The organism is Mycobacterium sp. 236(2023), from assembly GCF_029623955.1.
Classification (GTDB): Bacteria; Actinomycetota; Actinomycetes; order Mycobacteriales; family Mycobacteriaceae; genus Mycobacterium.
The window spans coordinates 41,601-60,072 of the sequence record NZ_JARSBP010000015.1 but is presented as its reverse complement, the minus strand read 5'-3'; the positions used below and the strand labels follow the sequence as shown (position 1 = coordinate 60,072).

The window sequence follows — 18,472 nt, the reverse complement described above, 5'->3', positions numbered from 1 at the left end:
GTGGCACCGCACACGAACGGAACGGTGAACTTCCACTTGTCGATGTGGTTGGCGTAGTCGGCGGGTGTGAGCACCTCGGACTCGTCGACGTAGTCCACTCCGAGGCTCTGCAGGATCTGCGCTTCCACGAAGTGGCCGATGCGGGCCTTGGCCATGACCGGGATCGTGACGGCGTCGATGATGCCCTCGATCATGTCGGGGTCGCTCATCCGCGACACCCCGCCCTGAGCCCGGATGTCGGCGGGTACGCGCTCGAGCGCCATCACCGCGACGGCGCCTGCACCCTCGGCGATACGGGCCTGTTCGGGCGTGACGACGTCCATGATTACGCCGCCCTTGAGCATTTCGGCCATACCGCGCTTGACTCGCGCGGTTCCGCGAGCGGGAGCTCCCTGCGCTGCCCCCGACGTTTCGGATTCCACTGCTTCTCCTCTACATACGTACCGATGCAGTCTAGTGCCGCTGTCGAACCGGTTATCCGCCCGCACGACGTCCCGATGTCTGCATCCCGTAAGTAAAGCCTGCGCCATGTCATTGCGATACCCCGGTCCAGCTATCTGGGACGCCACCGTCGTCAATGGTGAAAGGCCTCTCCTCACGGACGGTCCACCAGGCACCAATGCGTGGTTGCGCCGCCATAAGCACAGTTCGACGGGTCGATCTACTTGACATCGTAAATACTGAGTGGTGTGGCCGCATCTGGCGGTCGGCTACATTTCGCTGACGCCAGCGACCTCCTCAGGCTATGCTGCGTGAGCTTTCCCGGGCGCGGGGTCGAGGCTCGACGTGCGCAGTGCTGCGCACAACATCACACAGGGGGTCACCACCAATGTTGGCTATTCGCACCAGTTTCGGCGTTTTTTCTGCGTGTGTCGCGTTGACGTTGGGCGGTTGGGGTGCCGCACCCGCAGCCACCGGCCACGACGTCGCACTGGCGACCGTCCAGGGCACCGTCGGGAACGCCCAGACCCCGATGTTCCCGACAGAACTGCACGGCGATCCAGATCTGGCGAGCGACTACTGGGACCAGCAGAACTTTCAGGACTGCGGCCTGATGGCGGTCGCCACCGTCGTGGGCCTCACCACCGGAACGGCACCCACCGAGCAGGAGATCATCGCGGTCGCGGCCGGCATCCCCAGCCCAACCCGCACCGGTTCACCGATCTACACCCCCGCCGACCCGAACAACCCTGATTCCGACAACGGCACGAGCTCCGACGATCAGGTGTTGCTCCTGAAGCACTACGGCATCAACGCCACCGCAACAGACGACGACCTCGCTGCGGAAACAGGGCTACCCACCGGCATCCCTGCTTTGGTCGAATACCTCGACGGCGGGCGGATGGTGATCGTCGGCGTGAACGCCGAGACGATCTGGGCCGAGGAGGGCGGCTACACCGACGACAACCACTCCGTCGTGGTGTCCGGCATCGACCCCGAACTCGGCATCGTCTACCTCTCTGACAGCGGCACCGAGGACGGCGACGGCGAGGAGATCCCGGTCGACGTCTTCGAGAGGGCTTGGGCCACCGGCGCGCACGACCTGATCGTCACCGGCTGACGGCGCGTCAGCGGATAAGTTCGGGTTCCGACGGCCGGCCCGCCCCGCCACTGTCAGCCAGCGCATTCGCCTCGGCAAGACGCTCGCGCAGCTGCAGCGGATACACGGTCTCGCCTCCGGCGACCAGCGAGTCGATCATCGCGGCATCGCACCACCGGTGCCCGTGGATGTAGGAGCGTTCCAGCCCCGACCGGCCGGCGTCGGACGGTTCGAAGCGGCGGGTCCGGTACAGGAAGTACATCTCGTCACTGCGGATGACCGCGCCGTTGAAGTCGATGACGGCGTCGCGGCGCCACACCGGACCGACCATCGCATCGGGTGCGACGACGAGCCCGGTCTCCTCTTCGAGTTCGCGCGACGCGGCCTGCGCCAGCGACTCCCCCACCTGTGCGGCGCCGCCGATCGTGAACCACCACCGGGGCGGCGGCGTGTCCCGGCCGGCTGCCGCCGGGTCGGAGCCGCACAACAACAGCACCGCACCGTCGTCGTCGAGCAGCACGACCCGCGCCGACGTTCGTTTGGTCGCCGGTGCGGGCTCGCGCGCCGACGCCGCACCGCCCTCCGCGATTTCGAAATAGCTTGGCAGTGCGGCTGTTCCGCCGAGTCGGAGGGTGCGAACCAGGGGGCGTTCGCGCAGGGCGAGGGTGTCGCGGACGGCGTCGTTGTGGAAACGGCGCGCCAACAGGACCCGCGCCTCGGCGTCGGCGAGTTCGGCGACGAGAGCCACCGCCAGCGACGACGGATTGACGCGCCCCAGCGCAGCCGACAACTCGTTCTCGGCGGCCTCACGCAAGGGCCGCGGTGCCCGTTCCGCCGCGTCCGCCAGCGCGGCAAGCCGCTTACCGTCAGGCCCGCCGCCGTACGCCTCGACGGCCACGGCGCGGGCGACGACCGCTCGCCGGGCCAACGCCCCGTCGAGTGCCTGCCACGACAGGTCGTAGCGGACATGCAGCCGGTCGAGCCGGTTGGCGGTCTGGTAAGCCCACGCCAGGATGAGCAGGACGGCGGCCAACGCCAGCGCGATGACCACCGCCGTGAGCCACGGGATCACGATTCGACCTGTACCTTCACGCCCGCACCGGCGACGGTCTCGTACACCCGCATGATCTGCTGGGCGACCACGGACCAGTCGTAGCGCTGCACCGCCGCACTGGCGGCCTCGATGTAACGACTACGGGCGACGTCGTCGGACAGCACCTCGATCAGGCCCTCGGCCAGGGCCGCTGAGTCGTCGACGGCAACCAACCGGCCTGCTGCCCCGTCGTCGAGAACGCGGCGGAATGCGTCGAGGTCGCTGGCCACCACCGCGGTGCCTGCGGCCATCGCCTCGACCAGAACGATGCCAAAGCTCTCGCCACCCGTGTTCGGTGCGCAGTACACGTCGGCGCTGCGCATCGCCGACGCCTTCTCGGCGTCGGCGACCTGGCCCAGGAAGCGAAGATGGCCGGCGTGCGGACCGGCGTCGGTGCGCAACTGATCTTCGTCGCCGCGACCGACGACCAGGATCTCGACGTCGCCGAACCGTTCGACGAGCGCGGGCAATGCGCCCAGCAGCACCGTCATGCCCTTGCGCGGTTCGTCGAACCGGCCGAGGAACAGCACCGACTTACCGGCACGCGGATAGCCCGGCAGCCGCGCAGCGGAGGCGAAGGTGCCGACGTCGACGCCGTTGGGGATCTCGACGGCGTCGCTGCCCAGCGATTCCATCTGCCAGCGGCGCGCCAGATCGGATACGGCGATGCGACCCACGATCTTCTCGTGCATCGGCCGCAGGAACGGTTCGAAGACCGACAGTGTCAACGACTTGGTCGTCGACGTGTGGAAGGTCGCGACGATGGGCCCCTCGGCGATGTTGAGTGCCAGCATCGACAAGCTCGGGGCGTTGGGTTCGTGAAGATGCAGCACGTCGAATTGGCCTTGCTGGAGCCACTTCTTCACCTTGCGGTGCGTGGCGGGACCGAACCGCAGGCGGGCCACCGAACCGTTGTAGGGAATCGGGATCGCCTTCCCGCCCGACACCACGTAGTCGGGAAGGCAATCGTGGGCCTCGGGTGAGGCCGGGGCCAGCACGCTGACGTCGTGACCGCCCTCCCGCATCACCTCGGCCAGCTGCAGGATGTGCGACTGCACCCCTCCGGGGACGTCGAACGAGTACGGGCACACCATCCCGATCCGCATCAGGACACTCGCTTCTTCGCGCGAGCGCTCATCAGGTCCCCTCCAGGCGTGCCCTGCGCTCATCCGACAGATCCGCCAGCCATTGCGGCTGCATCATGTGCCAGTCCTCGGGGTGCGCCGCGATGTTTGTGGCGAACTGGTTCGCCAGGGCCTGCGTGATGACGGTGACATCGCCGCTGGAGGTGTTGATCTCGGGGTAGATCTTGGTCCGCCAGCCGTCCCCCTCGAACCAGCAGTGCGCAGGAAACAGCGCCGCCCCGGTCTCGAGGGCGAGTTTCGCCGGACCTGCCGGCAGGCGCGTCGGCTCACTGAAGAAGTCGACCTGGACGCCCCTGCGACTGAGGTCACGGTCGGCCATCAGACACAGGATGCCGTTGTCCTTGAGCCAGTCCCGGACGATGTCGTAGGCGGGACGCTCGCCCCCCGTCGACGGCACGACGTTGAAGCCGAGGCTTTCGCGGTAGGCAAGGAACCGCAGATAGAGAGACTCCGGTTTGAGTCGCTCGGCGACGGTCGCGAACGTCCCGTGGTTCTGCGCGAGCCAGACCCCGGCCATGTCCCAGTTTCCGCTGTGCGGCAACGCCAGAATCGCCCCGTTGCCGCGGTCCAGCGAGGCGTAGACCGTCTCGATCTCATCGACCCACAATCGACGGCCCAGCTCGACGAGATCCATCGACGGCAGCCGGAACGCCTCCCGCCAGTACCGTGCGTAGGAGGCCAGCGACGCCCGCATCAGCGAGCCCGGGACGCGGTCAGGTGTCGTGCCGGTCACCCTCGCGAGGTTCTTGCGGAGTTGCTCGGGGCCGCCGCCGCGCGACGCCCACAACGCTCCCGCGTCAAAGGTGTTGCGCGCCATGATCTCCGGGGCAGCACGGACCAGCCGCCAGCCGGCGGCGTAGCCCCAGTCGGTGAGTTGGCCACCCACCGTGGAGAACCCCGGAAGCTGCGTCATTGCTCGGTGGTCTCCGGCTTCTCGTTCGCCTTGGGCACGGTGATCGGGTCCATCGCGGCCGCCGACGTCCGCACGCTGTGCAACCGCTGCCCTATCGTCACGATGCTGGTGATCGCGAGCACCCACATCGCGATGTCGAGCAGCACATCAGGGATGAGCGGCAGGCCGGACAGGCCCGCACCGGCCAGCACGATGACCAGCCGCTCCGGCCGCTCGATCAGGCCTCCGTCGCCGGACAGGCCACTGGCTTCGGCGCGCGCCTTGATGTACGAGATCACCTGCGAGGAGACCAGGCAGATCATCGTCGCGACCACGAGTTCGGCGCTGTGCAGCCCGAACGCCGCCCACCACAGCAGCCCGCAGAAGATCGCACCGTCGCTGATCCGGTCGCAGGTGGCGTCGAGCACCGCGCCGAATCTTGTTCCCCCACCCCGTTCCCGCGCCATCGCGCCGTCGAGCATGTCGGCGAGCACGAAGACGAAAACCGCGAAGGCGCCCCACCACAGTTGGCCGATCGGGAACAGCGTGAGCGCGGCCAACACCGAGCCCGCCGTGCCCAGGATCGTGACGCTGTCCGGCGTCAGACCTACCTTGAGCGCCCCTTTGGCCACCGGCTTCGACAGTTTCGCGTACGCGGCGCGGGTCATCAGGTAGAAGTTGCTCACTTCTGCTTGTCCCACTCGGTGGCGAGCAGCGCCCGGGTGTCGCGGAGCAGTTGCGGGATCACTTTCGAGTCCCCGATGACGGTGATGAAGTTGGCGTCACCACCCCAGCGCGGCACCACGTGCATGTGCAGATGCTCTGAGAGCGAACCGCCAGCCGACGTGCCCAGGTTCAGCCCGACATTGAATCCGTGCGGGCGTGACACTGTCTTCATCACGCGAATCGCCTTCTGCGTGAACGCCATCAGCTCGGCGCTCTCGGCATCGCTGAGGTTCTCCAGTTCGGCGACGCGCCGGTACGGCACCACCATGAGATGACCCGGGTTGTACGGGTACAGGTTCAGCACCGCATAGACGAGCTCACCGCGCGCGACGACGAGGCCGTCCTCGTCGGACATGTTCGGGATGTCGGTGAACGGTTCCGACGACGACGCCGACCCCACCTTGACGGCGTCGACGATGTAGGTCATCCGATGGGGCGTCCAGAGCCGCTGCAGATGATCCGGTTCGCCGGCGCCGCGGTCTACGATCGTGTCCTCGGGATCCACGTCACCCCTCACCCGCTTGGTCAATTGCGACGAGTTCCGCTGTGGGCGCGGCATTTTCGCGTCGTTCAACCCAGTCGACGATGGCGTCGACCGCCTGGGCCCGTGGAACCCCGTTGATCTGGGTGCGGTCACCGAACCGGAAGCTCACCGCGCCGGCCTCGACGTCGCGGCCACCCGCGAGCAGCATGAACGGCACCTTCTGGTTGGTGTGGTTGACGATCTTCTTCGCCATCCGGTCGTCGCTGCCGTCCACTTCGGCGCGGATCCCGAGGCGGCGAAGTTCGGCGACCAGGTCCTCGAGATAGGGGACGTGGTCCTCGGCCACCGGGATGCCGACGACCTGTACCGGGGCCAGCCACCCCGGGAAGGCGCCCGCGTAGTGCTCGGTGAGGATCCCGAAGAACCGTTCGATCGACCCGAACAGCGCGCGGTGGATCATCACCGGGCGCTTGCGGGTGCCGTCGGCCGCGGTGTACTCCAGCTCGAAGCGTTCCGGCATGTTGAAGTCCAGCTGAATGGTCGACATCTGCCAGCTCCGGCCCAGCGCGTCACGCACCTGCACCGAGATCTTCGGGCCGTAGAACGCGGCGCCGCCCGGATCGGGCACCAGCTCCAGCCCCGAGGCCACGCCGACTTCGCGCAGCGTCTCGGTGGCCTCCTCCCAGATCTCGTCGGAGCCGACGAACTTGTCCGGGTCCTTGGTGGACAGCTCCAGGTAGTAGTCGTTGAGGCCATAGTCGGCGAGCAGGTCGAGGACGAACTGCAGCAGCGACGTCAGCTCCGCACGCATCTCCTCGCGGGTGCAGTAGATGTGGGCATCGTCCTGGGTCATTCCGCGCACGCGGGTCAGACCGTGGATCACGCCGGATTTCTCGTAGCGGTAGACGCTGCCGAACTCGAAGAGCCGCAACGGAAGTTCACGGTAGGACCGCCCGCGCGACCGGAAGATCAGGCAGTGCATGGGGCAGTTCATCGGCTTGAGGTAGTAGTCCTGGCCCGGTTTGCGGACCGTGCCGTCCTCGTTGAACTCCGCGTCGACGTGCATCGGCGGGAACATGCCGTCGGCGTACCACTCCAGGTGCCCCGAGGTGATGTAGAGCTGTTCCTTGGTAATGTGCGGGGTGTTGACGAACTCGTAGCCGGCCTCGATGTGCTTGCGTCGCGAGTACTCCTCCATCTCGCGGCGGATCATGCCGCCCTTGGGATGGAAAACCGGTAGGCCCGAACCCAATTCGTCGGGGAAGCTGAACAGGTCGAGCTCCACCCCGAGCTTGCGGTGGTCGCGTCGCTGCGCCTCTTCGAGAAGCTCGAGGTGGCGGTCGAGGGCCTCCTGCGATTCCCACGCGGTGCCGTAGATTCGCTGCAGGCTGGCGTTGCTCTGGTCGCCGCGCCAGTACGCGGCGGAGCTGCGGGTCAATTTGAACGCCGGGATGTAGCGCGTGGTCGGGATGTGCGGCCCGCGGCACAGGTCGCCCCAAACCCGTTCGCGGGTGCGGGGATTGAGGTTGTCGTAGGCGGTGAGCTCGTCTCCCCCGACTTCCATGACCTCCGGGTCGTCCGCGCCGGACTTGTCGTCGATGAGCTCCAGCTTGTACGGCTCGCCGGCGAGTTCTGCGCGCGCTTCGTCTTTGGACTCATAGACGCGCCGGGAGAACAGCTGGCCGTCTTTGACGATCTTCTGCATGCGCTTCTCGAGCTTGGCCAGATCCTCCGGGGTGAACGGCTCGGCCACGTCGAAGTCGTAGTAGAAGCCGTCGGTGATCGGCGGGCCGATGCCGAGCTTGGCCGCGGGAAACAGCTCCTGCACCGCCTGTGCGAGCACGTGCGCGGCGGAGTGGCGGATGACGCTGCGGCCGTCCTCGGTGTCGGCCGGGACCGGTTCGACGTCGGCATCGGTGTCGGGGACCCAGGACAGGTCGCGCAGCCGTCCGTCGGCGTCGCGCACGACGACGACGGCGTCAGCCTCGCCGCGGGCGGGCAATCCGGCGTCGCGCACCGCCTGCCCGGCGGTCGTCCCGGCCGCGACCCGGATCGGGGCTGCTGGGGCGGGGCGGGCGGGGGCGCTCATGCGGGGCTCTCCAAACGTGGGGCGGTGGGTGTGGGTCGGGATCGACCGCGACCATGCTATCGGGGTGGGATGTCAGGCTCCGATACCAATAGGGCTATCCATCCAGTCCTGCTCGATGTCGACGACTTCCCCTGCGAAGTCGATGGCGCCGAACAGCCACAGCGTGACCACCACGACTGCGGCGGTGAACACCGCGCCGAGGACCTGCACCCACAGGCCTTGGCGTTTGAACCAGTCCATGAACGCGTCGTAGCGCTTGCGCACGTAGTGCAGTGCACTCTTGGCCCAGTCGAACTCTGTCGCGAGGATCGCCAACCCGACGAAGACGATGGCCCAACCCGGACCCGGGTACGGGATCGCGAGGATGCCGACGAACAGCACGGCGGCGCCGACGACTCCGACCCCGATGCGGTATCCGAGGTCCACACTGCGCCGCTCGCGCAGTCGGTCCCTCCATCGCGCCCACCGGCGTTTCAAGCCGGGCCGTTCGCTCTCGGTCACGGCTGGCCCGGTTTGAGCGCGACGAACAGCGAATGCGCCTCGGCCAGCACGTGCTCGCCGTCGAGGAGTCGTCCGGAGACGAAGATCTTGCGGCCGTCGATGTCGTCGATACCGGCCTCGACCTGCAGATCTTTCTCGACGAGGGCGATCTTGCGGTAGTCGACGTGCAGGAAGGCGGTGCGCTGCGCCTTGGTGCGGCTCAGCTTGAAGGCCGTGAATCCCAGCAGTGAGTCGAAGAGATGCGCCACCGCGCCGCCGTGCGCCGCACCGTTGCGGCCGAGATGGAAACGCCGGAAGCGCGCGGTGCCGGCGATGCGGCCGTCCTCGGTCAGTCGCAGGTCGACCGGTACTCCGAGGATGTTGCCGCGGTTGGGCAGGTCCATCCGGCGACCCGACGGCGACGACCACTCGTCGGCGTCGTAGGGCGCCAGCAGGGCGCAGACCGCCTCGACGAGATCGGCGGCCTCGGTGAAGACGGCGTCGGGGGCGTCGGCGGCGCGGGTGTGGTCCTGCAGCGCGCGGACCGCGGCGACGAAGCGTCCGTAGTCCGGCCCGCCGTGGCTGGTCGGTTCCGGGGCGTTGAATCCCCCGCCTACGTGGGCCTCGGTCGCATCGTGGGTGCTCACCAGCCCACCGTATTGGTTACGTCACCCCTGGGTGGAACCGGCTTTGCTCAGCGTCTCGAACTCCGCGTCGGTGAGCTCGATCCGGGATGCGGCCACGTTCTCCTCCAGGTGTGCGACCTTCGACGTGCCGGGAATGGGAAGCATCACCGGTGACCGCTTGAGCAACCAGGCCAGCGCCAGCTGGGAGGGGCTGGCGTCGTGGTCGGCGGCGATGCGCTGGAGCGGGCCGTCGGCCGCGGCCAGCGGTCCTGCGGCCAGCGGGAACCACGGGATGAAGGCGATGCCGTCGGCTTCGCAGACGTCGAGAACCGGTTCTGCGGCGCGCATCGTGAGGTTGTACATGTTCTGCACGGAGACGATCGTGGCCGTCGTGCGCGCTGCGGTGAGCTGCTCGGCCGTCACCTCCGACAGGCCGATGTGCCGGATCTTCCCTTCCTGCTGCAGCGCCGCGAGCTCACCGATCTGATCCTCGGCGGGGAACTTCGGATCGATGCGGTGGAGCTGGAACAGGTCGATGGTGTCGACGCCGAGTCGTCGCAGGCTCATCTCGCATTCCTGGCGCAGGTAGGCGGGGAACCCGAGCGGCGTCCAGTCGTCGGGACCGGTGCGCAGCAGACCCGCCTTCGTCGCGACGACGACGCCGTCGTACGGGTGCAGCGCCTCCCGGATCAGCTCTTCGGACACGTACGGCCCGTAGGAGTCTGCGGTGTCGATGAAGTCGACGCCGAGTTCGACGGCGCGGCGCAGCACCCGGAGGCATTCGTCGCGGTCGGCGGGCGGTCCCCACACACCCTTGCCCGTGATGCGCATCGCGCCGAAACCGAGCCGGTTGACGGTGAGGTCGCCGCCGAGGGCGAAGGTGGGAGAGGTCACGGCACCGACGGTACGCCGGCGGTGTCAAGCTGACAGCGTGAAGTTGACCGACCTCGCCGGGAGGGCGCTGACGTACTCGGAGGTGGGCGCAACCGCGGGTGCGATGCCCACCGGCTACCACCACATCCGGAAATCTGCGGTGATCGGGCGTGGCCGTGAACGTTTCGAGCAAGCTGCCACCGAAGGGATGCGCTGGGGCATGCTGCGCGGCGCGGGTCTGCGGGTGGAGGCGACCGCGCCGGTCGCTGCCATCGGCGCTGAGGTGTTGGTGCATCTCGGACCTGTGGTCGCCCCGTGCCGCGTCGTGTACGTCGTCGACGAACCGGATCGTCGCGGCTTCGCCTACGGCACCCTGCCCGGGCATGCGGAGCGGGGCGAGGAACTCTTCCTCGTCCGGTACGACCCAGTGACCGAAGACGTGCACGCCGAAGTCGCGGCATTCTCGCGGCACGCCACCTGGTGGAGCCGGCTGGGGTCGCCGCTGACGTCGGCGGTGCAGCGGTTGATCACCGATCGATACCTGCGGGCCCTCTAGCGGTCGGCGGCGAGTTCGCTGTGAATCCGTCCTGCGGTCGAGGGATGAGCGCGGACGCCTCCGAGAGGACCTGCTCGTCCACTGCTGGGCCCCACAAACTGGCACACCGCGACATTGAGCCATGCATGCGACGTGGGCGTCGGTCAGCGGTAGCCTTGAATACCTTATTGACGCGAATTTCGGATGGTGACGGTGAGCGATACAGCCGATGTGGAGGCCGCACATCTTCGGGTGGCCGAGTTGGTCCAGGGTCTGCACAACAGGCCTGCCACCGACGCCGACACCGTGGTGGCCGAGCTGGCCGAACATGCAGCCGCTGAGATTCCCGGTGCGCTGTATGCAGGAATTACGCTGACCCGCAACGCAAAACATGTCGAAACCCCTGCAACGACGCACCATTGGCCGCTGCTTCTCGACAAGATCCAGCAGCGCTATCTCGAAGGCCCCTGCCTCACGGCGGCGTGGGAAGAGAAGACCGTCCACGTCCGCGATCTGGAGACCGACGACCGGTTCCCCAACTATCGCCGGGACGCGCTGGCGGAGACCCCCATCCGGTCGATCATGGCCTTCCAGTTGTTCATCGCCGACGAGAGTCTCGGCGCGCTCAATGTGTACGCCGAGGAGCCCAACGCCTTCGGTGACGAGTCGCGAACCCTCGGACTGATCTTCGCCGCCCATTCGTCGGTCGCCTGGAATTCGGCCCGTCGTGAATCCCAGTTCCAGAAGGCTCTGGCGAGCCGAGACGTCATCGGTCAGGCCAAGGGCATGATCATGGAGCGCTATCGGGTCGACGCCGTCCAGGCATTCGAACTGCTGCGCAAGCTTTCTCAGGACTCCAACGTCCCGTTGATCCAGGTCGCCACGGACTTGGTCGCCACGGCAACTTCACCGAATGGCGAGGCCGGCTGAGCGGTCACGGCAGCGGCGCGCGCCACGTCAGCGTAGTTCCGCCGCCCGCAACACGGTGGACGTCGAACGCGCCGCCGACATCGGCGGCGCGACGTGCCAGGTTCGACAATCCGCTTCCCGTCACATTGTCGGCGATCCCCCGGCCGTTGTCGGTCACCTCGATCGACAGATCGTCGTCAACGCTCACCGTGACCGACAGCGCGGTGGCACCAGAATGGCGAACCGCATTACTGACCGCTTCTCGCACCACGGCCTCGGCGTGGTCGGCGAGCGCCGCGTCGACGACCGACAGCGGACCCAGGTACTGGACCGACGTTCGCACCCCCGAACCCGGGAACGCCGTGACCGCTTCGTCGATGCGCTGCCGCAACCGGGTGATGCCCGACGCCCCGCCGTGCAGATCGAAGATCGTCGTCCTGATCTCCTGGATGACTTCCTGCAGATCGTCCACACTGCCCGAAAGGCGTTGTTGCACTTCTTCGGACGTCGCCCTGGCCAGCGTTCCCTGTAGTGAGAGCCCCACAGCGAAGAGTCGCTGGATGACGTGGTCGTGCAGATCGCGGGCGATACGGTCCCGGTCGGTCAGGATGCTCAGTTCCCGCATCCGGTGTTGTGTGCTGGCCAGCTGCCAGGCCAGGGCGGCCTGATCGGCGAAGGCCGCCATCATGTCGAGCTCGCCCTCTCGAAAGGGTTGTTCGCCAACGCTTCTCAGCGCGATGAGCACCCCTGGCACGGCGTCGGGAGCCCGCAACGGCAGCACCAGCGACGGACCCGACGAGGACCCCACACCGATATCGGGGCCGCCTGCGAACTTGGCCGGCTCCCGACGCGCAAAGGACTCCCCGATCGCCGTTCCCGTGATCGGGATGGAGGTGGCGTCGATCGCGTGGCCGGCGGCGGCGATCACCGTCAGCTCGGTGACGTCAGCACCCGGCTTGTCCGGATCGTCGGCGATGGCGACCACCGTGGTGGCCGCGCCGCTGAGCTTCTGCGCCTCATCGGCGACCAGGCGGAACACACCGGCAGGATCGGTTCCCGAGAGCAGCTCGGTGCCGATGTCGCGGGTCGCCGCGATCCAGGACTGGCGGGCCCTCGACTGCTCGTAGAGGCGCGCGTTGTCGATCGCGATCCCCGCCGCGGCGGCCAGCGCCTGAACGAGCACCTCGTCGTCCTCGCTGAACGGCTGCCCGCCGATCTTGTCGGTCAGGTACAGGTTCCCGAACACCTCGTCGCGGATGCGCACCGGCACCCCGAGGAACGTGCGCATCGGCGGGTGGTTCGGCGGAAAGCCAACCGATGCGGCGTGCAGTGAGATGTCTTCGAGGCGAATGGGTTTGGGGTCTTCGATCAGCACCCCGAGCACACCGCGGCCCTCGGGTAGGTGGCCGATCAACTCCCTGGTCGATTGATCGATGCCCTCGTAGACGAATTCGACGAGCTCGTCGTCGGTACCCCGGACACCCAGTGCGCCGTATTTCGCGTCGACGAGATCGATCGCCGTGTGCACGATTGTGCGCAGGGTGTCGTCGAGTTCCAACCCTGAGGTGACCACGAGCATCGCCTCGACCAGACCGTCGAGGCGGTCCCGGCCCTTGATGATCTGCTCGACCCGGTCCTGCACCTCGCTGAGCAGTTCGCGCAGGCGCAGCTGAGACAGCGTGGTCCGTAGCGGAACCACGCCGTCGCCGAAGTCGGGTCCGTCGATCTGAGCCACGACACCATCGTGCACCACGGCAGCCCCCGGAGGTGAGGACCATTGGCCCTGTCGGGCAGACCGCCAGGCGAGCAGTGTTGGTGGTGAACCGAACGGAGATCACGATGCCAGCAACGCGGGTGCCGACCGAGACGATCGTCGACGCGCTCCAGGTGGCGTGCCGGGCACCGTCACTGCACAACAGCCAGCCTTGGCGCTGGGTGGCCACCGAAAGCGGTGTCGACCTGTTCGCCGACCCCCGCCGCATGATCAGGGCGACGGACGGTTCCGGCCGCGAAGCTCTGATCAGTTGCGGTGCCGTGCTGGACCACTTCCGGGTGGCCATGGCCGCAGCCGGCTGGGACACGATCGTGCGCCGCCTGCCTGACCCTGCCGACCCGCTGCACGTCGCCGGCATCGACTTCGCCGCCGCACCCCAGGTGACCACGCAGCAGAAGGTGCGTGCCGACGCAGTTCTGTTGCGGCGCAGCGACCGCCTGCCGCTGGCCCCACCGCACGACGCCGACGGACTGTGCGGCATGGTGGGCGCCCGCCGCGGGCCGGTACGCATCGATATCGTTGCCGACGATCAACGCAGTGCGCTGTCCGAGGTCTCCCATCTGTCGGAGGCGACACGCTTGTACGACTTCGACTACCACTCCGAACTGTACTGGTGGACAGCAGATTTCATTGCCAGCGACGGCATTCCGAGGAGCGCTCTCATTTCTGCCGCCGAAAGCGACAGGGTGGATGTCGGGCGGACGTTCCCGGTCACCGCTGCGCCCGAACGCCGCAGCGAGGTCGCCGAGGATCAGGCCACCATCCTCGTGCTGTCCACCGATGACGATTCCCGAGAGAGCGTGTTGCGTTGCGGGGAAGCACTGTCGGAGGTCCTTCTCAACGCCACACTGGCGGGGATGGCCACCTGCACCGTCACGCACGTCACCGAAGTGCCCGCGGGGCGCGACATCGTCGCATCGCTCGTCGGCACCACCGCCATCCCCCAGGCGCTGGTTCGGGTCGGTGTCGCACCGGCACTGACCGCACCGCCACCACCGACGCCGCGGCGACCCATTCATGAAGTGTTTGAAGTATGAAGGGGTGCAACATGTCCGAGAAATCTACCAACCGGAGCGTCGTCGTCGGGATCGACGGTTCCCCAGCGGCGGTCGACGCCGCCCTGTGGGCGATCGATGCGGCGACGGACCGCGGGATCCCGCTACGTCTGGTGTATGTCATCGACACAGCAGAGCAGGATGCCGTCGACCCGCAAGACCAGGCCCGCAAGCTCGCGACAGCGGACACCGCCATCCGCTACGCGCTGAGCGCGGTCGAATCGACCGAGCGCCCGGTCGCCATCGAGGTCGAGATCCTTCAGGGCCGCCCCGTCCAGACGTTGCGGGAGGCGGCCAGGTCGGCAGCGATGCTGTGCATCGGCGCCCGCGGCTTCCGGCACACCGCCCGGGGCACGATGGGCTCGACCGCCGCCGCGCTGTCGGCGTCGGCGCACTGCCCGGTCGCCGTCGTGCGGACGCACCGGCCCCATCGCCGCCACGACCGTGCCGTCGTCATCGAGGTCACCGACAACGTCGCAGGCAGCGCGGTGCTTCACCACGGCCTCGACGAGGCCCGTCGGCGGCACGCACCCGTGCGCGTGCTGACACCCACCCGGACGCATTCGGACATCAACGCCCAGTGGGAGCGTCGGCTCGCCGAATGGCGGCACTGCTACCCGGATCTCGACATCTCGTCGGTGGGCAACCACGGCGACACCATGGACTATCTCGCGAACCACGGCGAATCAGTCCAGCTCGTCGTCACCGGCCGCGACAGACCGGGCGGGGTGACCTCTCTGGTCGGAGCGCCCGGGAACGCCGCACTGCGCGACACCGACTGTTCGATACTGGTGTGTGAACCGCACAACGCACTGTGACCGGTGCCGATCTGTAGGGGTATGCGTCGCAACATGGTCAAGGTTTTCCTGGTAGACGATCACGAAGTGGTCCGGCGGGGATTGATCGACCTGCTCGGGTCCGATACCGATCTCGACGTCGTCGGTGAGGCGGGGTCGGTCGCCGAGGCGCTGGCGCGCATTCCGGCCCTGGCGCCCGACGTAGCGGTGCTCGATGTCCGACTGCCCGACGGCAACGGCATCGAGTTGTGCCGCGACCTGCTCTCCCGGATGCCCGATCTGCGGTGCCTGATGCTGACGTCGTTCACGTCCGACGAGGCGATGCTCGATGCGATCCTCGCCGGCGCCAGCGGTTACGTGGTCAAGGACATCAAGGGCATGGAGTTGGCCCGAGCCATCAAGGAAGTCGGATCGGGACGCTCGCTGTTGGACAACCGTGCCGCCGCGGCCCTGATGGCCAAGCTGCGCGGCGAAGGGCAGCGATCGGACCCGCTGTCCGGCCTGACCGATCAGGAACGGGTGCTGCTGGACCTGCTCGGTGAAGGGCTGACCAACAAGCAGATCGCTGCACGCATGTTCCTCGCCGAGAAGACGGTGAAGAACTACGTCTCGCGGCTGCTGGCCAAGCTCGGCATGGAGCGTCGCACCCAGGCGGCGGTGTTCGTCTCGAAGCTGGACAGGAAACACCCGCCGGGTCAGGGTTGAGCTCGTCAGTCCAGAGGTGAACCATCAAGGCGGGCAACGACTTCAGCTAGTTCACGGCGCGGCGTGGACGGCAGCGGGTCGGCGTTGACGGGCGCCCAGCCGATCCGCAGGAGCATCTGGGGATGTCCGTCGGAACCGAACACGTCGCGGCGCACGGCTTCCCGGGTCTCGGCGATCTCCAGCGGTTCGGTGACGGGACAGCTGGCGAGCCCCAGCGCTGTGGCCGTCAGCAGCACGATGCTCGTCGCCTCCCCCGCACGCAGCCACGACAGGGGATCGTCACCGACGGTGCCCAGCGCCAGCATGCCGGCATTGTCGTCGGCGGATGCGGTGTTCGGCGTCTGAGCGAGAACGCCACCGGCGAACGCGCGCAACGGAATCGGACCCGTCGTGTCGGGTCCGGGCACATTCCTGGCCGGGACGCCCGCCGTGGAGGCATACCGACCGCTCCACGTGGCGAGTTCGACGAGGTAGCCCTGATCCGATCGATGCGCGTACGCGGCCGCGTTGACCAGCCTCTTGAGACCCGCGAGGTCGTCCACGCGGCGCAGCGTCACGCCGGCGCGCGCCGCCCTGGCACCCATCAGCGCGATGTCGCCGCGCGGCACCGGCCACGAGCTGAAGTGCCTGCGGTCGGTGCGGCGGCGCGGAATCGCCGCGGCCAGCGTGACATCCAGCTCCGCGGCAGGATAGCGGTGCAGCTCCAGCGCGGCCAGGTGATCCGGTTCCGCGGGGTTGGGGAGTCGGTGCACCTTCGCCTGCCAGCCGAGTGCGGCCAGCGCCACGACGCAGTGGTTCAGCACCGCCCCGCAGCTGAGCATCAGATCGCGGGCGTCAGGATCGGTATGCGGCAGCAGCAAGCTCGAATTGGCGTACAGATGGACACTCGCGTCACCCAACCGCCACTGCCACGGCTGCGAGTTGTGCACCGACGGCGCACGATTTGCCAGCGACAGTGCCGACCTCAGCGTCTCGATGTCGGGAAAGTGACCGTTCATGCCTCCAGGCTGCGCCTCGAGCAGGGCCGTGTAGAGGGCACAAAGACCTCTATGTCTGCAGCCAGACCGTGGTGTCCGGTGGCAGTTGCGCGTCAGAACTCGGACCCGACGACAGCACGACGGTCGCGCCCTGCGGCAAGCTGATGCTCTCCTTGCCGGTGTTCACCCAGCACTGCGCTCCCCCACGCTCGAACGCCACAGCTCCGGTGGGGGCCTCGAGCCACTTGAGGTCGCCGCCGTCACGCCACAGCGAAGGGCGCAACCTCAGCGCGTCGCGGTAGAGGTTCAACGTCGAGGCGGAGTCGCGATCCTGCGCCTCGACGCTGTGCTCGGCCCAGTGGTCGGGCTGCGGCAGCCACGTGACCGCCGCGGGGTCAGCCGCGAACCCGTAGGGCGGAGCAGTCTCAGTCCAGGGCAACGGGATTCGGCAGCCGTCTCGGCCGACGTCGGTGAACCCTGACTGAACCCAGGTGGGGTCCTGGCGTGCTTCGGCGGGCAGGTCCTCGATCTCCTCGAGCGCCAGTTCCTCCCCCTGGTATATGTAGGCGGTGCCGGGCAGTGCCAACTGAATTAGCGCCGCAGCGCGGGCGCGCGTGCGACCGAGTACGTAGTCAGGCTCTTCACCGGACCACCGCTTGCGCTCCCAATCGGTCTCGATGAGTTTGTCGGGCTGCGAGCGGGAGAAGCGCGTGACCGTGCGTGTCACATCGTGGTTGGACAGCACCCACGTCGGCGGGGCTCCGACCGATGCGGCGGACGCGATGGCGTCGTCGATGACCTCACGCAGCTTCTCGGCGCGCCACGGCGACCGGAGGAAGTCGAACTGGAACGCGGTGTGCAGTTCGTCAGCACGCAGATAGCGCGCCAGCCGCTCGTTGCTGCTCACCCACGCCTCGGCGATGAAGATACGTTCGGGCGCGTAGCGATCGGCGACCGCGCGCCAGCCGCGGTAGACCTCGTGCACCCCGTCCTGATCCCAAGCAGGGTGCCGGTCACCGAACACCAGCATCGAGTGAGGTGCCGCGTCGACAGCGGGATCGACGCCGTCGGGCAGTCCCTCGACCTTGACCAGACCGTGCGCGACGTCGATGCGGAAGCCGTCGACTCCGCGATCGAACCAGAACGCCAGGACGTCCTCGAACTCAGCGACCACCTCGGGATGCTCCCAATTCAGGTCGGGTTGTTCGGGGGCAAACAGGTGGAGATACCAGCTGCCGTCGGCCACACGGGTCCAGGCCGGGCCGCCGAAGATGCTGCGCCAGTTGTTCGGTGGCTCTGAACCTCCGTCGCCGCGGCCCTCCTTGAAGTGGAAGCGCTCGCGCGCGCCCGGCTCGTCGGCCAGGGCCGCGCGGAACCACGCGTGCTGGTCGGATGTGTGGTTCGGGACGATGTCGAGGATCACCCGGATGCCGAGATCATGTGCCTCGGCGATCAGCTCCTGAGCTTCGTCGAGGGTTCCGTAGGTCGGCTCGATGTCGCGGTAATCGGAGACGTCGTAGCCGGCGTCGGCCATCGGCGACGGGTACCAGGGGTTGATCCAGATGGCGTCGACACCGAGCGTGCCGAGGTAGGGCAACTTCGCCCGCAGGCCCTCGATGTCGCCGATGCCGTCGCCGTTGCCGTCGGCGAAGCTGCGGATGTAGACCTGGTAGACGACGGCGGTCTGCCACCACGACTGATCGGGTGCCACGCGAACTCCTCGACGACTGGTACGTAAACGTTTGCGCTACCAGATTCGCGGTGTCCCACAG

The 18,472-nt window shown here is 67.6% G+C and carries 18 protein-coding genes and 1 pseudogene; 6 read left to right on the top strand and 13 right to left on the bottom strand.

What is annotated here, in order from left to right; all coding sequences use genetic code 11:
• Window positions 1-353: pseudogene (locus P9A17_RS32485) on the bottom strand (pyridoxal 5'-phosphate synthase lyase subunit PdxS); the annotation flags it as partial.
• Window positions 354-877: 524 nt separating this feature from the next.
• On the opposite strand from P9A17_RS32485, the gene P9A17_RS32480 reads away from it, so the two are divergent.
• Entirely contained in the window at window positions 878-1,561 is a 684-nt protein-coding gene (locus P9A17_RS32480) for a hypothetical protein (RefSeq protein WP_278042925.1), read from the top strand.
• Window positions 1,562-1,568: 7 nt separating this feature from the next.
• On the opposite strand, the gene P9A17_RS32475 is transcribed toward P9A17_RS32480, so the two are convergent.
• The 9 genes from P9A17_RS32475 to P9A17_RS32435 all read right to left on the bottom strand — a co-directional run bounded on the left by P9A17_RS32475 (window position 1,569) and on the right by P9A17_RS32435 (window position 9,969).
• On the bottom strand, window positions 1,569-2,612 hold the full coding sequence (locus tag P9A17_RS32475) for an NUDIX domain-containing protein (protein WP_278042924.1): 1,044 nt from the start codon (window positions 2,610-2,612) through the stop codon (window positions 1,569-1,571).
• Complete coding sequence (locus P9A17_RS32470; protein WP_278042923.1) at window positions 2,609-3,739, bottom strand: glycosyltransferase family 4 protein; 1,131 nt, start codon at window positions 3,737-3,739, stop codon at window positions 2,609-2,611. The genes P9A17_RS32475 and P9A17_RS32470 overlap by 4 nt, the downstream gene beginning before the upstream one ends.
• A 31-nt stretch (window positions 3,740-3,770) precedes the next feature.
• A complete protein-coding gene (locus tag P9A17_RS32465; protein ID WP_278042922.1) occupies window positions 3,771-4,691 on the bottom strand; it encodes a phosphatidylinositol mannoside acyltransferase in 921 nt (306 codons plus the stop codon).
• The gene (gene pgsA, locus P9A17_RS32460; RefSeq protein ID WP_278042921.1) at window positions 4,688-5,356 is read right to left on the bottom strand and encodes a phosphatidylinositol phosphate synthase; all 669 of its coding nucleotides are present in this window, start codon (window positions 5,354-5,356) and stop codon (window positions 4,688-4,690) included. Before pgsA ends, P9A17_RS32465 begins: the two co-directional genes overlap by 4 nt.
• Window positions 5,353-5,925, bottom strand: coding sequence for an HIT domain-containing protein (locus tag P9A17_RS32455; protein ID WP_278042920.1), 573 nt, complete (start codon window positions 5,923-5,925; stop codon window positions 5,353-5,355). Before P9A17_RS32455 ends, pgsA begins: the two co-directional genes overlap by 4 nt.
• The gene (thrS, locus tag P9A17_RS32450; protein ID WP_278042919.1) at window positions 5,903-7,969 is read right to left on the bottom strand and encodes a threonine--tRNA ligase; all 2,067 of its coding nucleotides are present in this window, start codon (window positions 7,967-7,969) and stop codon (window positions 5,903-5,905) included. Before thrS ends, P9A17_RS32455 begins: the two co-directional genes overlap by 23 nt.
• A 72-nt stretch (window positions 7,970-8,041) precedes the next feature.
• Window positions 8,042-8,470, bottom strand: a complete 429-nt coding sequence (locus P9A17_RS32445) for a TIGR02611 family protein (protein ID WP_278042918.1) — start codon at window positions 8,468-8,470, stop codon at window positions 8,042-8,044.
• A complete protein-coding gene (locus tag P9A17_RS32440) occupies window positions 8,467-9,096 on the bottom strand; it encodes a PaaI family thioesterase (protein WP_278042917.1) in 630 nt (209 codons plus the stop codon). The genes P9A17_RS32445 and P9A17_RS32440 overlap by 4 nt, the downstream gene beginning before the upstream one ends.
• Before the next feature lie 21 nt (window positions 9,097-9,117).
• Window positions 9,118-9,969, bottom strand: a complete 852-nt coding sequence (locus tag P9A17_RS32435; RefSeq protein WP_278042916.1) for an aldo/keto reductase — start codon at window positions 9,967-9,969, stop codon at window positions 9,118-9,120.
• A 37-nt stretch (window positions 9,970-10,006) separates the two neighbouring features.
• Between P9A17_RS32435 and P9A17_RS32430 the strand changes: the two genes are divergently transcribed.
• Both P9A17_RS32430 and P9A17_RS32425 read left to right on the top strand, forming a co-directional pair.
• Window positions 10,007-10,504, top strand: coding sequence for a DUF1990 domain-containing protein (locus P9A17_RS32430; RefSeq protein WP_278042915.1), 498 nt, complete (start codon window positions 10,007-10,009; stop codon window positions 10,502-10,504).
• A 192-nt stretch (window positions 10,505-10,696) separates the two neighbouring features.
• Window positions 10,697-11,413, top strand: a complete 717-nt coding sequence (locus P9A17_RS32425) for a GAF and ANTAR domain-containing protein (protein ID WP_278042914.1) — start codon at window positions 10,697-10,699, stop codon at window positions 11,411-11,413.
• A gap of 4 nt (window positions 11,414-11,417) precedes the next feature.
• On the opposite strand, the gene P9A17_RS32420 is transcribed toward P9A17_RS32425, so the two are convergent.
• Window positions 11,418-13,127: a GAF domain-containing sensor histidine kinase gene (locus P9A17_RS32420; RefSeq protein WP_278042913.1), complete on the bottom strand. Its 1,710-nt coding sequence runs from the start codon at window positions 13,125-13,127 to the stop codon at window positions 11,418-11,420.
• A gap of 104 nt (window positions 13,128-13,231) precedes the next feature.
• Between P9A17_RS32420 and P9A17_RS32415 the strand changes: the two genes are divergently transcribed.
• From P9A17_RS32415 to P9A17_RS32405, 3 genes are read left to right on the top strand one after another with little or no spacing between them, the layout of a single operon-like run.
• Entirely contained in the window at window positions 13,232-14,203 is a 972-nt protein-coding gene (locus tag P9A17_RS32415; RefSeq protein ID WP_278042912.1) for an NAD(P)H nitroreductase, read from the top strand.
• Between the two features lie 11 nt (window positions 14,204-14,214).
• The gene (locus tag P9A17_RS32410; protein ID WP_278042911.1) at window positions 14,215-15,039 is read left to right on the top strand and encodes a universal stress protein; all 825 of its coding nucleotides are present in this window, start codon (window positions 14,215-14,217) and stop codon (window positions 15,037-15,039) included.
• 33 nt (window positions 15,040-15,072) lie between these two features.
• The gene (locus P9A17_RS32405) at window positions 15,073-15,723 is read left to right on the top strand and encodes a response regulator transcription factor (RefSeq protein ID WP_278042910.1); all 651 of its coding nucleotides are present in this window, start codon (window positions 15,073-15,075) and stop codon (window positions 15,721-15,723) included.
• Between the two features lie 5 nt (window positions 15,724-15,728).
• Here the strand turns inward: P9A17_RS32405 and P9A17_RS32400 are convergent, their stop codons facing one another.
• Together P9A17_RS32400 and P9A17_RS32395 are read right to left on the bottom strand one after the other, a co-directional pair.
• Complete coding sequence (locus P9A17_RS32400; RefSeq protein WP_278042909.1) at window positions 15,729-16,721, bottom strand: NAD(P)H nitroreductase; 993 nt, start codon at window positions 16,719-16,721, stop codon at window positions 15,729-15,731.
• Between the two features lie 49 nt (window positions 16,722-16,770).
• Window positions 16,771-18,411, bottom strand: coding sequence for a glycoside hydrolase family 13 protein (locus P9A17_RS32395; protein ID WP_278042908.1), 1,641 nt, complete (start codon window positions 18,409-18,411; stop codon window positions 16,771-16,773).
• Window positions 18,412-18,472: the final 61 nt, after the last annotated feature.

Coding starts and splice junctions, on each gene's coding strand:
- P9A17_RS32470 (WP_278042923.1), bottom strand. CDS start 3,739: ATGCGGATCGGGATGGTGTGCCCGTACTCGTTCGACGTCCCCGGAGGG.
- P9A17_RS32465 (WP_278042922.1), bottom strand. CDS start 4,691: ATGACGCAGCTTCCGGGGTTCTCCACGGTGGGTGGCCAACTCACCGAC.
- thrS (WP_278042919.1), bottom strand. CDS start 7,969: ATGAGCGCCCCCGCCCGCCCCGCCCCAGCAGCCCCGATCCGGGTCGCG.
- P9A17_RS32415 (WP_278042912.1), top strand. CDS start 13,232: ATGCCAGCAACGCGGGTGCCGACCGAGACGATCGTCGACGCGCTCCAG.
- P9A17_RS32410 (WP_278042911.1), top strand. CDS start 14,215: ATGTCCGAGAAATCTACCAACCGGAGCGTCGTCGTCGGGATCGACGGT.
- P9A17_RS32405 (WP_278042910.1), top strand. CDS start 15,073: ATGGTCAAGGTTTTCCTGGTAGACGATCACGAAGTGGTCCGGCGGGGA.
- P9A17_RS32400 (WP_278042909.1), bottom strand. CDS start 16,721: ATGAACGGTCACTTTCCCGACATCGAGACGCTGAGGTCGGCACTGTCG.